This window comes from Variovorax atrisoli 110B, from assembly GCF_000382045.1.
In the GTDB taxonomy this organism is placed as follows: domain Bacteria; phylum Pseudomonadota; class Gammaproteobacteria; order Burkholderiales; family Burkholderiaceae_C; genus Variovorax; species Variovorax atrisoli.
The window spans coordinates 1-14,694 of the sequence record NZ_KB907457.1 but is presented as its reverse complement, the minus strand read 5'-3'; the positions used below and the strand labels follow the sequence as shown (position 1 = coordinate 14,694).

The window sequence follows — 14,694 nt, the reverse complement described above, 5'->3', positions numbered from 1 at the left end:
GCTTTAAGTGCCCGGGCGTGGCATAAGCATGCTGGTGGGCGAGCAAACCACGATTTGCCGTGCGCCTCGTGTCAACGCAACATACAGGTGTGAAGCCGTCATTGCTTGTGGCTCAAGTACAACCGCAACATCGGCCTCCAGTCCTTTGAGCAACAAGGTGCTGCCAACTGCTCGTCGAGCAACCGGCCGGCTCATATGACGTTGACGCTCGCGCGCTTCAAGTGCTGCTGCGTGAAACGTGCCAGTCCCACGAGCGGCGACCTGCATGGCAGCTTGGCAGCAGCGCAGCACTTCGGGGCGATACACATGAGTGCCCGGCTGCCGAGCGAAGGCCTGCAGCAAACGAGAAGCCTCCGCGACGCTGGGACCTTGAGCAAACGCCAAGGCTGCAGCCTCGATCGGCGTCGGTGGATTGCGAGGCCTGCCATGCTGCAGAACGCGCACGCGCTCCATTAGCCCGGCCGCCCCCACGCCAGTCATTAGGCTCGCGGCAAACTCGACCACTTGCCTCAGCGGATTGGCGCCAGAAGGGTCAAAGACTCGTGCGAACTGGATGAGTTCCACGAGATCGACGCGCTCCACAACCGTCGCGCCAGGAGTCTGGCTGGTCAGCTGGTAGCGCCCGCGAACATTCATCGCGTCGCCGATGATGAGCACGCTGTCCTGCGCGTTGCGCCCGCGCGTCCTTGCGGCGGCCCGACGCTGCTCTTCGGCCGTCGCCGCGGCCAGTTGCACCCATTGCACTTCAGGCGGCGCTCCCCGCAGGTCTACGGGCTGTCCGGCTTGAAGCAGCGCCCGCGCGTTCAGCAGCCATTGCCCCAACTGCTCAGTGCCAGCCAGCCGCCAGCGCCAAGGTGTCTGCAGCATGCCGATTGAGGGAAACTGCGCCTCGACATCGACTTGCCAGTTGACCAGGGGATTGCCGCCGAACCCGAAGATTGCCTGCATGGGATCACCGAGCACGCACGTCGGCAGCGTCTGCGCAGCCCAGGCTACAAGGCGATGTTGCGCCGCATTGCAGTCCTGGTATTCATCGACTAGGAGCCTTGCGTAGGTAGCCCGGAGCGGCGCGTTGATGTGTCCAGCCTGCAGCAGGGTGGCCGCTGCTTCTCGAATCGCCGGATAGTCCTGGCCCGGATTGGCGAGTTCCAGCGTTTGGGCAGGAAGGCCACTACGCAGCGGAAACTTCCCAGCGAGTCGCATCGCGAAGCCGTCGATCGTCGAGATCCGATAGGCCGAGCTGGGGATGGCCGCTCTGGCCATGCGAGCCCGCAATGCCGCGACACCGGCGTTGGTGTGGGTCAAGACCAGGATGGGCTTGCTGCCGGTATGCGCCGCTAAGGTATCGGCGATGAGCTGCGTCTTGCCGCAACCGGCCGGGGCTGTAACCGACCCGCGAGCGACCGCGGTCAGGTCGAGCTCAGGCGGCATGGGTCCATGCCCACAGCCGGTTCAGCACGTCGAGGAATCCGGCCTCCGAGCTGTTGCACTGCGGTCCCACGATCCTGCGGCCGACGTGCTGATAGGCAGAAACGGACTTAAACCAGCCGCTCTTGCTGACCCGCGCCGCACGCCCCAGGAGCTCTCGTGTCGCTGGCGAATAGCTGCCCAGCGCTGCTCTCTCAGCCTCGATGGCTTCGAGGGTCTGCTGACCTTCGGATTTGGACCGAATATGCTCGGCCACATCATCTCGGCCAATGCGTTCGATAGCGTAGCCGAGCAGGGAATCTATCGCTGCGTCCGCCATGCTGATGAACAGTTCATCCTCCAACGCGCGGCCCGCCCGCCAAGTGAGGAGGCCGATGCCCTCGGTGGCAAGCGTCGTAAGGAGCGCCGATGTCGGCGGTTTGTCTGCATCAATGAAGGCAGTCACGTTGTAGCCTAGCCGGCGCAAGACGAGCGCCTTCTCCAGACACTGGTCCGGTGTGCTGCCGCCTGCGTTGACGTACGCGCCGCCGAGCGCGAAGAACGACGTCCGGTTGTGATCCTCCACGCCGTATTGGTCGAGGCCTCGTGCCAGTCCGATCTCGCTGGCCCCTTCGCAGACCAGGATCGACTTCGCAAGGAAAGCCTCTGGGTCTGTGCGCAGGATGCTTTGCACCTGATCGGTCGCGCCCGTAGGGCGCACAACGTGGCCATCACCCTCGCGCCGGACGATGAACAGCTGGTTGCCGGAGAGCTCGCGCAGCGCAACCGGTGAGTGCGTCGTCATGAATGCCTGCAGGGGCAGGTTTGCGTCCTTGGCTCCCAGGGAATCGAGCAGGCGCTTGAGCCGATGGGGCTCCAGACCAAACTCGACTTCGTCCACGAGGGCGATGGTCGCCGCTTGAGCGGCCTCTCGCTGCAGCCCCGCCATCAGCAGGCGTGCAGATCCCGTACCCAGCGAGCGCAGTGGGATGCCGATCTCGCTGTGCAGCGCGATCGCACCATCTCCGATGGAAACCGCGTGCGCGTCTAGCATCGCCTGGGCCTGGCCGACGGGCACGCCCAGGGTGGTGGCGGTACGCGTCACGACCTGGAGGGTCTCGGCCAGTTGGGCTCCCGCCTGGTTGCCGAACCCTGTCCTCGCGTCCCGTGCTGCACGAGCCAGCTCGGCGCCGAGATCGGGGCGTTCATCAGTCAGCCGGTTGAGCACAGAGCTGCGGCTCCAGGACAGGTGAGCGCTGGCGTAGTTGCCGATGCGCGCCGGCGCCAGCGCGGCGCGATGTTTCCAGGCGAGCCCACGTTCCAGACCTTGCTCTTGCGCCCTCTCCGAGTACAGCAGCCACGACGGTTCCAGGTCAGCGCCGATCTCGAGGCGTAGCGTCAATGCAGTCTCGATGTCGGCCCTTGGTTCCGGCTCGATCTGTCCCGTCATTGCGTCATGCCCTCGCAGAAACTCGCCGTAGGCCTCCAGACTTAATAGCTCGTCGGACAGGCCACCCAGCGTCACTGTGATTACGATGGGCTCGGTGACGACAAGCCCATAGAAGTCAGTGTCGGCGATCGCAATGCTGCGCCGCGTGCCCAAACATAGATCAATGGCGTCAAGAATGGTCGACTTGCCACTGTCGCCTGGACCAATGAGGCAATTGATGCCGGGTGAAGGCGCCCAATCGAGCGACTTGATCGAGCGGAAGTTGCGGATTTCCAGCCGTCGGATGCGCGCCATGTCCCTCCCAAGGTCGCATGCACTATGTCACCAAGTATCCGTTCTATTCTCCCAGCTTGGTTCGCTGCGCCAGCCGCTTCAGAGGCCAACCGACCCAGAGCCTTTGACGCTCACTGGAAGCTTGGTCTATCGCAAAGCGGCCCCAGGGGCGTGATCGCAATCAGTCTTCAGCCATCTTTCGAGATTCGAGCGTCAACCTCCGCTTCTGACCAGGCTGCCGTCGACGTCTTATCCGGGATCGACGGCAATCGCTGCTTATCGATCGATCCGCAAGTGTCATCACCCACGCACGGCCGGCCATTCCTGGCCACCTCGGGCGTTTCTATCAACTTACTCAGCGAAATGGGCCATGCGATTTTCGAGGGCCTTTCGTGGCATTCAGTTTAGCGGCTAAATTTTTTGATATATACGATGAGATTCGTTGGAAAAAATAATCCAAATTCGATATATCCGTTGAAAAAGTGGTTTTTTGAGCTTTGTGGCCGAAGGCCCCAATATTCAGCATGCCGGTAGATGCCTCAAATTAGGCCCAAATCACATGGACAGCCTAGAAATTTTGAGAGAACATTCAAGGAAAGGAAAACTCCCTCGATCTTTGATTCCCAGGTTGAATCATGCATACGAGCTTAAAACAGCGACTGTGGTCTGAATTTGGCCCTGTGATGGATGCTGTCGCCCTTTGCAAGGTGCTGCACTATCGATCGACAACCTCGCTCAATGCGGCGCACGGCCGCGGGCTGCTCCCATTCCTGGCGTTCAATCTTCCGGGACGGCGAGGAATTTTTGCTTGGACTGAAGAGATCGCTGACATGCTCGAACTGTCAGCTGAGCGTGCGGCCCACACACGGACTGAGTCCGAAGAACCCCGCGGCTCCCGCAAAAACGAGGAGGTAGCCATGTAAAGAAAAACGCCGCTCAACCTTTCGGCTGGCGGCGCTTCCCCCGTTGAAGAAACTACAACGGTCGGCAACCACAGTTTCTTCCGGCGAAGCTCCCCTGTCAAGAATCGCCTCGACTTTTTTGAAGGTCGAGATGGTCTTCTTTTGCCTGGAGAACTCCATGGATTTTGATTTCCCTGCGCCCGCGCGCAGGGTGGTCTCGCGTTCGCCTATTCGAACCGTGCGCCGGCTGAATTTGCCGGGCATCTTCGAAGAACCGGTGGAATGCGAGTCTTCCCTTGAACGTGACTTCGTACTGCGCGCCGCGCTCTGCCCGAGCATCGTTCGACTGCGGCATCAGCCTTTCCAGCTCAAACAACCCTCAGGCTCTCGGTTCACCCCGGATTTCCTGGCGACGTACGCCGACGGAAGCCGTGTCGTCGTCGAGGTCAAGCTGGGAGCGCGCGTTGAGCGTTATCGAGGCGCTTTTGACTATGCACGTGCCGAACTGAAAACACACCAAGCAGATTTCCTGGTACTGGACGAGGGGGCGATTCGGCGTGCCAAGGCGCACGAGCGAGCGGCCCTTGTTCTGCGTTACCGCAAATCCGGAATCGACCCGGCGACTCGTCTTCGTCTCCTAGCCTGCGTGGGCGAATGTCCACGCGGCTTGGCAATCGGGTCGCTGGCGAAACGAAGCGCCGCATCGCGCGCCGATGTCCTGCATCTGATCGCAGCGCGTGCGATGCGGGTTTCCAGGTCGCTTGCCATAGACGACTCCAGTCTTGTCTTTCCATTGAATCCTTTGGAGGCTTCACATGAATTTCGCCTTGAGAGTTGGTTTGGCACTGCGTTGTGGTGAACGTAGCCTGGAACTCGTCCGGGTGCTGCCCGACGGGGTTGTCCAGCTGGAGGAGGTGCTGACGCGTCGAGTTCAGAACATGCGTGAGGCCGAGTTGGTTCGACGGGTCTGGAGTGGCCGCCTGAAGGTCGTCTTTGATCCGGCGAGCGCCGATACAAGCCAGGCGGAAGAAAAAAGATGGCCTGCACTGATCGATGTGTCAGCCCTCAAGCTGGAGTGGCAGCAGCAAATCGAGTATCGACTTCGCTATGTTCACGCCATTCGGGCCGCGCACGTGAGCCGAGGTCAGCGCTCCCGCATCGCCAGGGTCATTCGCCACGTTGCAGAGTCCAGCGCAGACGCTTCCCCGCCTTCAGCGTCAGCGGTCATGCGCTGGATCCGCGCGTATGAAAAGGCAGAGCTGAATCCCGTTGCACTGGTGAGCCTGACCAAGGCTCGAGTCAGTCAGCGTCGCCTCCCCGGGATTGTGGAGAAACTCATCGTGGAAACGCTCGAGGCAAACTATCTCACCCGAGATCGTCACTCGCTGCGACATGCGCACGACTGCCTGAGGCGGGAGTTGAAGGTCGCTGTGGGCAATGGGCAGCTGCAGGAAGCAGAAGCGACGGTCAGTTTCACGACCCTTTCACGGCGGGTCAAAGACATCGACGCATATCGCCGTATTGCAGCGCGCGACGGCGATGGGCGAGCGCGGATGGTCTGTCGAACGAGCATCGATGGTGCTGGTGCTGCGTATCCCCTTCAGCGAGTCGAAGTGGACCACACCCCGCTGAACTACGTTGTCGTTTGCCCTCGCACGGGGTTGCCGCTTGGACGACCACTGTTGACAGTTGCGCTCGATGCCTATTCGTACTACGTGCTCGGCTTCTATCTCAGCTTTTATGGCCCCGGCGTGAGCAGCGTTTCAGGTGTGCTGCGTAGTTCGGTCCTGCCGAAAGACGAGCTGACGAAAGGACTTGGCTTGACGCATCCCTGGCTGTCCTACGGACTGGCGGATGAATGGGTCCTGGACAACGGGCTTGAGTTTCATTCCAACGCCTTCAAGCGAATGTCCTGGGAGCTCGGGATCGACGTGACCTATTGCAGGGTACGTACTCCATGGTTGAAGCCACACGTCGAACGTTTTTTCGGCGAGCTCGACTTCCTGACGCTGGCGCGTGGACGGGTGCATCGGAAGATCGCCAATGTGGCTCGAATCGATCCTTACAAGGATGCCCTGATCAGCTTCGATGACCTTGTCAAAGGGCTCACGATGTTTGTCGCAGAGGTGCATCCCCTGAAAGTCAACGAGCAAAAGCTGGCGAGGCCCTTGGATCTCTTCCAACAAGGGTTGGAGCGCTGTCCGCCGGCTGTCTACCCAGGAAGCATGGAGAACTTGCGTCTCATTACTGGACATTCGAAGCACTACACGGTCTCTCAAGGCGGTGTGATTTTCGAAGGTGTTCCTTACGGGTCGGATGAGTTGAAGCCGTGGCGGAACGAATTCGACAAGCCCTTCAAGACGCTGTGCAAGATGGATCCCGACGACATGAGCCATCTGTACATCCAGCATCCCAAGCGCTTGACCGAATGGGTGAAAAGTCCGTCTCGCCGCACCGATTATGCGAACGGGCTCTCGTTGAATCAGCACCGGACGATTCGGCGATTCGAGCGCGAGGTTCTACGTACCAAAGGGACGGTGGACGATCTTTGGGAGGCGCGAATGCGGCTCCACGATCATTGGATGGATGCGACCCGGCCTAAGAGCCGAAAGAGTTCGTTGTTGGCTGCTCGCGCAGCAGGGGTCACTTCAGTGGGACTTCCGCAACCCACGAAATCCTGCCCCACCGAACCGCAGCAAGCGCCTCCCCCCGTGGAGAACATCACGACAGAAAGCGAGATCCCGGAGTTCGAGGCTTTCGACCTGGAGGCCCGATGAGCGCGCGCGGCAACGACGAAAGTGATGTCGATTGGCCGGACGAAGAAGAGCGGCAGACCATCGCAAGGCGGCTTTTCACCTACTCGTCGTACGCCCTGGCGACCGCGATACCGGTTGATCGCATCATGGTCAGTCACCCCGGCTTCAAGGACATCTTGGCTAGCTGCGATCGCGTGTTTCAGCTCAGTCGCGAATTCTCGACACAACAGGGAGTTGTCGTGAGTGGTCCCACAGGCTCGGGAAAGACGGCCTTGATCCGGTATTTCCGTAGCTCCTTGCCGAGTTCCAACCTATTTGAGACCGGGCATGGCGCTTTGGCGGTTCGGCTTTCCAAGCGGCCGACGGTCGGCCAGCTCGTCGGCAGTTTGCTGCGCCAGATCCGTTATCCCTTTCCCAATGTCAGCGCGCATACGCTGGGCGTCAAACGCAACGTATTGATTGACGCGCTCAAGCAAAAAGGAACACGTCTGCTGTTTGTCGATGAGGCTCACCACCTGCTGCTGCAGACTCGGATGCGTATCCGTACCGAGGAAGGTAACAACGTCACCGACTGCCTTCGGGAGTTGATGGACGAAGTGCCTTTGGGACTTGCCCTCTTTGGGGGAGAGGAACTTGCTGATCTAACAGGCGTGGATCTCCATCTTGCAAGCCGGATCAGCGCGCGTCACTTGCTCCAGTCATTTGAGGCCGGATCCATGTGGCAAGGTTTCATCAGGGCGTTCGTGAGACAGAGCAAGGGAATTGATCTCAGCTTGCTTGCCGAGAAGGACGAAGCCGTGCGGATGCAGAAAGCTACTGCTGGCAACCTGCGCGCGTTCAAGCGTCTAGTGACGGAAGCAGTATTGATTGCCGCTGATGGCGGTTTTCCTCAGATTGGTGCGGAGCATTTGCGGACGGCCTTCGATCGCGTCTACGGGAAGCATGCCAGCTTGGGAAATCCGTATGCTGAATGACCTCCAACCCCTTCCGGTGGCCGTTTCAGCCCGCGAAGGCGAATCCGGTCTGGGCTTTCTTCTGAGGTGTTCCCATGCCAACGGGGTAACGCTTTCTGAACTTGCCAACTACGCGGGCGCGCAGTCGATTCGCTGGATGACGACCCGTGACGCGGAAGCATTCGCTTTCCTGGCTGGCGTTTCGCCAGAGTGGTTGATAACACGCCTGAAGTACCGGCGGCATGTGGATCGACGAAGACGATACTCCTTTCTTGGTTGGGACTGGGGTTCCGTCGCTTCGCTGAGAGTCAAACATGCTCAGGTGTGCCCGGAGTGCTTGCAGGAAAGCATGTCCTGCAAGGCGGAATGGGAGGTCGCAGCTGCTCCTGCATGCCCAGTCCACCAGACGATGCTGATAGACCGGTGCCCGCATTGTGGGATCGCCTTGTCATGGCAGCGTCCCGCCGTAGAAATTTGCTGTTGCGGGCGATATCTTCGGCGCTCCGCGGCATCGGCCAGGCCCTCAGCCCGGATTCTGGCTTGGTGCAGCGCCATGAAGGGCCGCCTGGAGCGCAACAGCGCGGCAGTGGTCGCAGGAGTGCGTACTTGCGCGCTGCCAAGCTGGCTCAATCACATCAGTCCTGATGGTGCATCCCGTCTGATCCATGCCTTTGGTGTGCTGAGCAGGCCCGGAGAGCGGATGTCTTCGGCGCGCGCTGTGGAAGTACCAAGTCCGGACGAGATGGCCGTGATCGTCGAGCGAGGCTTGGCTCGCGTGGGCTCGATGCTTGGGCAACTCAGCGAAGAAATCCAGACGTTGCGCCTGCTGGTTTACGAGCCCGGCTTGTTGCGGCTGGCGAAACAGGGTGTCGAAGCGGCCGATCAAGAGACCGCTCGACAGCTGTTGAAAATGCTGGATGGCGGGGCATCGGATCCTCTTCGACATGGTCCGAGGCGCGGCGGTAGGCCTGCCAAAGGGCAACTGGAGCTCTTTGATCGTGTTGAAGGCTAAGCAGCTGCCGCACGGCATGATTGGCTTGCCGGAGCCCCTTCCGTTCGAGTCCCCTGCTTCTTGGGTGACCCGCGCCGCGCTTTCGCAAGGTGAGACCGTCGTTGCCTTCCTGGCTCATCTGGACCTTCCTGATGTTCGCGATTTCGACTTGGCAATCACTTCGGGCGCCGGACGAAGAGTCCTCGCGCACTGTGGTGTATCAAAGCAGTTTTCGTTTGCCGTCAATGTTTTCGGTCGTCTCAAAGGCCTCGGGACGATAGGTCCCAGCCTGTTGCTTACGACTCGAGAGGGATGGCCGCGCTCTCGGTTTTGCCCGCGCTGTCTGGCGACACGACGTGAGAGTTGCTTTGAGATTCATTGCCGTTTCATTCCTTGGCGCTTCTGCCCACTTCATCATTGTTTGCTGGAAGACGCTTGCCCGCATTGCCGGCGACCTGTTGTCCTGCCTTTCGACATGGTCTGCGCAGGGATAAAAAAATCAGGTGTCGCGTATTTGAGTAAATGTCAATGGTGTGAAGGGGCGTTGGTAGCTGCGAAGGCGGTTGCTCTTCATGACTTGCCCCTGTCCGAATGGGATTGGATGCTGTTGAAAAATGGGCGAGCTACGCTGGCCGCTCTCCGTCAGGGCGTAGTGCGTATAGATAATCAGGCGGAGAAACCTCTATCGAACTTGAAACGACTCGCAAGGATGGGGGCGCTGCCGATGCGTGCAGACCATTTGACTGCGGATGGGGCGAGGCAAGCATTGGCGACTCAAGCCTCAATAGATAGCGGGCCAAGATATCAACGCGAAGGCCCATATATCCTTCTCAATGATTCAAAATCCTTTAGTCCATCTGGTGTTGCCTGGAAGCCCAAGCACGAGCGTTCAAGCTAGCGAAATCGCAGTTACAGGGAAGACCATTATGGCCCGATCGGTGCTTCGGTTGATGCAGACGCCTGAGTTCAAGCGGCGCCTGGCGGAGCGGTTTGCCAAGCTCTCCGCGGAAAAAGAGCGGCTCGGACTTCCTAAGGCGGTGGTCATTGATGAAGTGGTGTTCAGGCAGTTTCCCGACGGAAGAATGGAACCTGTTGACAGACGGAGAGCGAACTCTGGCCCACAAGAGAGTGATTCCTGTTGAAGTCTCGCCCGTGTTCATCTCTAGTGAGGACCAGATATTTTTGTCGAATCACCCTGCAACCTGCATGATCGACCGATACCGGACGCTCCAAACTAACCCACAATCTCGATATGTCCCTTGAGCGCCAAGTCATCGAAGCTGCGATCAAAGCGTCCGGGGGCGCGGAGCAGCCGGCTGAACATGTTGAGAGCCTTCTCGCCAAGCTTCACTACCTTGAAAAGATTGGCCGCTATGGCCAGCTTCTCAAAGGCATTGCCAAATCAAACGATAAGAGCAATTTCTTGGCACTCCTGTTGGAAGTCACTTTCGCCTATCAGTTTGAGCTTGCGGGATTCCCTCTGGATTACGAAGCGAAGCAGATAGCCGAACAGACCAGTTCTATCGATTTCAAGATGACTCTGCCATCGGGCGAAGCCGTCTATTTTGAGCTTCGCTTACTGCAGCAGGACCGAAAGACAGCGGAAGATATCGCAAAGCAACTCGCAGCTTCAACCGTCTATCAGGTAATGAAAGATGGTGCCGACGAGCAAGCCGAGATCTTTCGCGCTCAGAGCACTTTGCTTAGCAAAGTCGAGTCGGGAGGTAAGCCCATCAAGTTCCTCTCGATCGAAAAAGGAACCTTCAACATCGTCGTGCTATGCGTCTCGGACCTCTTGCTGGGTACGGTCGACCAACACGACTGCATGTTGGCGACTTATGGGGATTCCGAGGTCCCTAAACATTACAGACGCGAAATCTTTGGCCTGTTCCAGGAGCCGAAGCCTGCCTACCCGAAGCATATTCAAGCTGCTGCGGCGCGCTTCAAGCATTTCAGGGCTACCGTCCACGCCGTCTTGTTTCTGTTTAGGACTGACGACGACGGGGCACTCGATTACTCGCTGCGACAGGTTCTGGTTTGGAACAGGAGTCTCATCTCGACAGAGGCCGCCAAGTGCGTATGCGAAGCGGTGTACAAATCGGTCCCGCAGTTTGCATAGTCACGCGGCGCTGACTGCGGGCACGCTTTATACCTGAGCACTGATGTGGCAGGACTCGGCCAAGACCAGCCATTCCCTATCACTTCCCAACGAAGATGAGCCGTGTGACCATTTCTACAGCTCCGTGTGACCCGTCCGCCTCGTTGGTAGGCGAAGTTCGGCGTATCACAAACCTCGGAGTCCTCGACGTGCGAGACCGTCTGTCCACCGGAAAGCCCGTGTTTGACCAGGAGATTTTTTCCAATCGAACCGAAGACGTCTTTGCAAAAGCGCGTGCGCTTCTTTCAACTCTGGAGCGTTATGGGCATCAACCTCTTGTCAGCGAGGCTGGTCGGTCAATCACTCCGCAGATTCTGCGAAACATCCTTCAGGCGTCCGAAGAGGGGGCCGAGGAGCTTCGCCAGCTCGATGACTTAGGACATGTGTAGGCGAAGACGGAATTCGGCCATAACCAGAAGTTGAAGGGCGGCCAATGAAACGTGATGAGGTTCTTGCTGCCGTGCTCCAGTCGGCAGACCGCTTCGGAGCGGACAACCCCCAGCAACTTGCTTTTCTCAGGTCGCGGCTGAGCCGGTGTGCACCCGCCGAGGTTTTTGCAGGCCTGTTCGCAGTCTTCGTCGAGAGTGCGCCCAAAGAATTTCGGTCTCAGCGGCAAGAGCTGGCTGGCAGATTGCTCGATACAGCAGAGCCGACCAAGGAATTTGACTTGGTCGAATGCATGCGAGCGTCTCTGCCAAGCTACGACCTCAGCGTCGAGCAACTTCCCCAGTATTTCGCCCGAGTGCTTGGGAAGCAGGCAGCAATCGATGCGCTCGCGTCTGTGCAAGCGACTGAAGGCCTGAGTGACGGCGAGATTGCTGCCGCGCGCACCATGCGATGGTGGCTGGGAGACCCGACGGCTGGAGACCAACCGTAGGCCCCTCCGTCTTCACCGGTCGCAGCCAAAGTCCGCTTGCATCGCGCCAATTTGAGGGTCAGGTTTGGAGAAATCCGCACAGCCGGTTTGGGCCCGTTCGCGATGCTGTCGCGACCGGCTACAGTCGGCCAGAACCGGCCGTTCGCCGTGCCGGCACAATGCGGCCAAGACCGGTCATTCGCGATGCTTGTTCGATCGGGCAAGATGTCGCGGCCTCCCTCAGATATTGCTAACACCTGAAATGCGGCAGCCTGTTTATCTTCGGCCACCTAAATCGTCTGACGAGCGCGAGTTCCTTGCCTCGGTTAAGAAGAGTGGAGCCCTTCACAGCCCTTGGACCTTGCCGCCATCCACGCCTGAACATTTTCGAGCGTACCTAGAAAGAATGTCTACGTATGAAAACGCAGCATTTCTTGTTTTCCGGCATGCCGACGATTGCCTCGTCGGCGTCTTCAACATCACCAATATCGTCAGGGGCGCGTTCCAAAGTGGATACCTCGGCTACTACGTTTTCGCCGGTCACGAGAGACAAGGCCTGATGCGGAAGGGATTAGAAGCAGTAGTTCGATTTGCTTTCCGAAACCTCAAGTTGCATCGGTTGGAGGCCAACATCCAGCCGACCAACGTCGCCTCAATCGCGCTTGTAAAAGCCTGCGGCTTTCTGCAGGAAGGGTACTCACCTCGCTACTTGAAAATCAACGGGCGTTGGCGCGATCACGAGCGATGGGCAATCCTCGCTCCATAGAAATTCAGCTGGCAGTGCTTCGACACTGGTCGGCCAGAAGCCGACCTTCACCGCGACCCCGCAGTTTCAAAGCTCATGAGCAATTTCATTCGGCACCTCTCTCGGGATGAGGCGGCCTCGCAGGCAAAAGCGCTCGCCGTGGAGTTCGCAAACTCCAGCGGAATGGAGGGTTCGCTCCTGGACGTCCAGCCTGATCCTGTGCTGAGCGAGCGTGAGGGAAAGACGCCGGTCCACTGGTCCGCCGTCTTCACGTCGGTACACAGGGGCGTCGAGCTTGACGGGTCGACGGTCTTGCTTGTGGACCTACGCGCTCAAAAGGTCGCGTTCAGGGAATGAGGCCGGCAGGCAGAATGCGGCCATACGCCGACATCCGCGTGCTCGGGCCCCAAGAGGCGCTCGCTAGGACTACTTGGCCTTGTGCGGAGTCAGCCGCGTGCGCGATATCAGGTATCAAAGGGAGTTACACATGCTCGCAAGCTGGACGTTCGACGAGGTCACTCTCTCGAAGTGGGAGCAATTAGTACGAGACAACAGGAGCAAGTCCCTACCTCGTCGTCGCTACAAACTGAACGTTCGGCGTATCGGAATCGACCTCTCAGAGCAGAACGTCTGGCATGCGCTCGTTGGCTGTCAAGTCACTACGCAGCAACGCTCTGGACCCAGGTCGGCGGTAAGTCGATTCCTGAATTCAACTAGTCTCGCACTAGACCTTGCCAAATGTCGGAAGTCCAAGACCCTGCGCGAATTCTTGACGACGGAAATGACAAATGCGGGACTCCGGCGGGCTCCTACGATTGCGAGCAACCTCGCGACAATTTGGGAGAATCTCGAGGCGGGCGAGTGGCCTGTACTTCTCATACACCTTGAGACACTTCGAACCTATCCAACTATCCTCAAAGAAAAGGCAGTAGTCAATTACCTGCTCGGGAGCAAATACCCGGGTTTGGGACAGAAGCAGTCGCGCAACTTTATTCAGTGGCTAGGAGTGTCCCGCTACGAAGTGCCGCTGGACAGCCGGGTCCTGAAGAAGCTCAAAGAGTTTGGTGCAAGTTTCGTTCCCTCAGGTGCTTCGCTGACTGATGAAGCGGTATATCTATTCGTGCAAGATTGTTTGCACCAGATCTCGCGCGCGCTCAACATTTACCCATGCATGCTGGATGCTTGCATATTCGCAAGCTTTGACATCACCGATGAGACGGAAACCGGCGACAACTAACGCAGCCTTCTTCCACTTTGTGCCGCGACGTTCGGGCAGGCCTCTAGTAGGCGTTTGCCTGGCGGCAAGCACTCGGCACCTTGCTGTAGCCCCGTCTTAGGCCCAGGAGGAGGTGCGCGTCGAGCGGTAAATTGCCGGGAATGAAGCAGCTGATTCAATAGGAGGAAAGATGACGAGGAAGATCGAACTCTGGGACAGTGAAAGCAACTACCTTTGGGGCAACCTGAAAGTGGACGGAGCCATCGAGATCTGGGACAGCGAGAGCAACTACATATGGGGAAAGCTGCAATCGGGCGGAAAAATTGAATTGTGGGATCAGGACAGCAATTACATCTGGGGCAATCTAAAGGCCGACGGCAAGATCGAGCTATGGGATAGCGATGGCGACTTCATTTGGGGAGAGGTGACGTAGTACGGTTGATCTCAACCTCAGCCCCTGCAACGCCTGTCCCGCTCGTCGTGACGCATCGGCTATCGGCCAGAAGCGGCTATTCGACATGTTGGGACAATGCGCCCCAGAGCCGACATTCAATCTGGTTCGTAGAAGAATTGATTTATGGATTGCGATTTCACCCTTCCAAAAAATCTGGCTCTTTGGCTTTTGATCGCAGACCGTCTTCTTGACGCTAGCGACCTGACCGGCGAAGACAGAGTGCTTTTGGCGCAGGGGTTAAAACTCTCTTGGGAATGGGTGAAGGGGCGCGACGTTGACCCTCGTCTGATTTGCGAATACATCGATGGCGAAGCGAACTTGCCCTTCCGGTCGACCCTGTATGAGGCCAACAGCGATGCGGGCCGCGCGATGACGGCCGCTTTTCTTGTAATTGGCCTGACCGCTCTACAGGCGTGCCGTGAGATGAACATGTCACCATCCGAGAGCGTCGAGAATTTCGGTGAGGGTGAGTGGCACGCACTGATGAATATCGCGCCGATGCTGTCCGATGAAAGCCGAGCCAGGATCGCAGG

Annotated in this window: 16 protein-coding genes and 1 pseudogene; 14 read left to right on the top strand and 3 right to left on the bottom strand. The window is 58.5% G+C overall.

The annotated features are described in order from the left end of the window. Positions 1–3: 3 nt before the first annotated feature. The 3 genes from G369_RS0121445 to G369_RS38675 all read right to left on the bottom strand — a co-directional run bounded on the left by G369_RS0121445 (position 4) and on the right by G369_RS38675 (position 4,212). Positions 4–1,431, bottom strand: a complete 1,428-nt coding sequence (locus G369_RS0121445) for a UvrD-helicase domain-containing protein (RefSeq protein WP_019656091.1) — start codon at positions 1,429–1,431, stop codon at positions 4–6. Further along, positions 1,421–3,151 carry an ATP-dependent nuclease gene (locus G369_RS0121440; RefSeq protein WP_019656090.1) on the bottom strand — a complete coding sequence of 577 codons (1,731 nt, stop codon included), beginning with the start codon at positions 3,149–3,151 and terminating at the stop codon, positions 1,421–1,423. The genes G369_RS0121445 and G369_RS0121440 overlap by 11 nt, the downstream gene beginning before the upstream one ends. Positions 3,152–3,972: 821 nt before the next feature. After that, entirely contained in the window at positions 3,973–4,212 is a 240-nt protein-coding gene (locus G369_RS38675; RefSeq protein WP_157773754.1) for a hypothetical protein, read from the bottom strand. Between G369_RS38675 and G369_RS38670 the strand changes: the two genes are divergently transcribed. The 14 genes and pseudogenes from G369_RS38670 to G369_RS36110 form a co-directional block, all read left to right on the top strand. Then, positions 4,211–4,891: a hypothetical protein gene (locus tag G369_RS38670; protein WP_157773753.1), complete on the top strand. Its 681-nt coding sequence runs from the start codon at positions 4,211–4,213 to the stop codon at positions 4,889–4,891. The genes G369_RS38675 and G369_RS38670 overlap by 2 nt on opposite strands. After that, positions 4,848–6,809 carry an integrase catalytic domain-containing protein gene (locus G369_RS36120; protein ID WP_019656089.1) on the top strand — a complete coding sequence of 654 codons (1,962 nt, stop codon included), beginning with the start codon at positions 4,848–4,850 and terminating at the stop codon, positions 6,807–6,809. Before G369_RS38670 ends, G369_RS36120 begins: the two co-directional genes overlap by 44 nt. Further along, positions 6,806–7,762 carry a TniB family NTP-binding protein gene (locus G369_RS36115; RefSeq protein WP_019656088.1) on the top strand — a complete coding sequence of 319 codons (957 nt, stop codon included), beginning with the start codon at positions 6,806–6,808 and terminating at the stop codon, positions 7,760–7,762. The genes G369_RS36120 and G369_RS36115 overlap by 4 nt, the downstream gene beginning before the upstream one ends. Continuing rightward, a pseudogene (locus G369_RS39840) lies at positions 7,665–8,144 on the top strand (TniQ family protein); the annotation flags it as partial. The gene G369_RS36115 and the pseudogene G369_RS39840, both read left to right, overlap by 98 nt. 150 nt (positions 8,145–8,294) lie before the next feature. Beyond that, a complete protein-coding gene (locus G369_RS39520) occupies positions 8,295–8,753 on the top strand; it encodes a hypothetical protein (RefSeq protein WP_244164368.1) in 459 nt (152 codons plus the stop codon). A gap of 812 nt (positions 8,754–9,565) precedes the next feature. Then, the gene (locus tag G369_RS39130; RefSeq protein WP_167333972.1) at positions 9,566–9,874 is read left to right on the top strand and encodes a hypothetical protein; all 309 of its coding nucleotides are present in this window, start codon (positions 9,566–9,568) and stop codon (positions 9,872–9,874) included. Between the two features lie 110 nt (positions 9,875–9,984). Beyond that, positions 9,985–10,851, top strand: a complete 867-nt coding sequence (locus G369_RS0121420; RefSeq protein ID WP_019656086.1) for a hypothetical protein — start codon at positions 9,985–9,987, stop codon at positions 10,849–10,851. A 218-nt stretch (positions 10,852–11,069) separates the two neighbouring features. After that, the gene (locus G369_RS39515; protein WP_244164367.1) at positions 11,070–11,279 is read left to right on the top strand and encodes a hypothetical protein; all 210 of its coding nucleotides are present in this window, start codon (positions 11,070–11,072) and stop codon (positions 11,277–11,279) included. A 44-nt stretch (positions 11,280–11,323) separates the two neighbouring features. Next, positions 11,324–11,767, top strand: a complete 444-nt coding sequence (locus G369_RS0121415) for a hypothetical protein (protein WP_019656085.1) — start codon at positions 11,324–11,326, stop codon at positions 11,765–11,767. Between the two features lie 241 nt (positions 11,768–12,008). Continuing rightward, entirely contained in the window at positions 12,009–12,512 is a 504-nt protein-coding gene (locus tag G369_RS37715) for a GNAT family N-acetyltransferase (RefSeq protein ID WP_080647880.1), read from the top strand. A gap of 75 nt (positions 12,513–12,587) precedes the next feature. After that, entirely contained in the window at positions 12,588–12,848 is a 261-nt protein-coding gene (locus G369_RS0121410; RefSeq protein ID WP_019656084.1) for a hypothetical protein, read from the top strand. Positions 12,849–12,978: 130 nt separating this feature from the next. Continuing rightward, positions 12,979–13,728, top strand: coding sequence for a hypothetical protein (locus tag G369_RS38660; RefSeq protein ID WP_157773750.1), 750 nt, complete (start codon positions 12,979–12,981; stop codon positions 13,726–13,728). A 169-nt stretch (positions 13,729–13,897) separates the two neighbouring features. Continuing rightward, positions 13,898–14,140 (top strand): hypothetical protein, encoded by a 243-nt coding sequence (locus tag G369_RS0121400; protein ID WP_019656082.1) that lies wholly within the window; start codon positions 13,898–13,900, stop codon positions 14,138–14,140. A gap of 144 nt (positions 14,141–14,284) precedes the next feature. Further along, a partial coding sequence (locus G369_RS36110) for an Imm6 family immunity protein (protein WP_038115483.1) occupies positions 14,285–14,694 on the top strand: 410 nt, incomplete at its 3' end.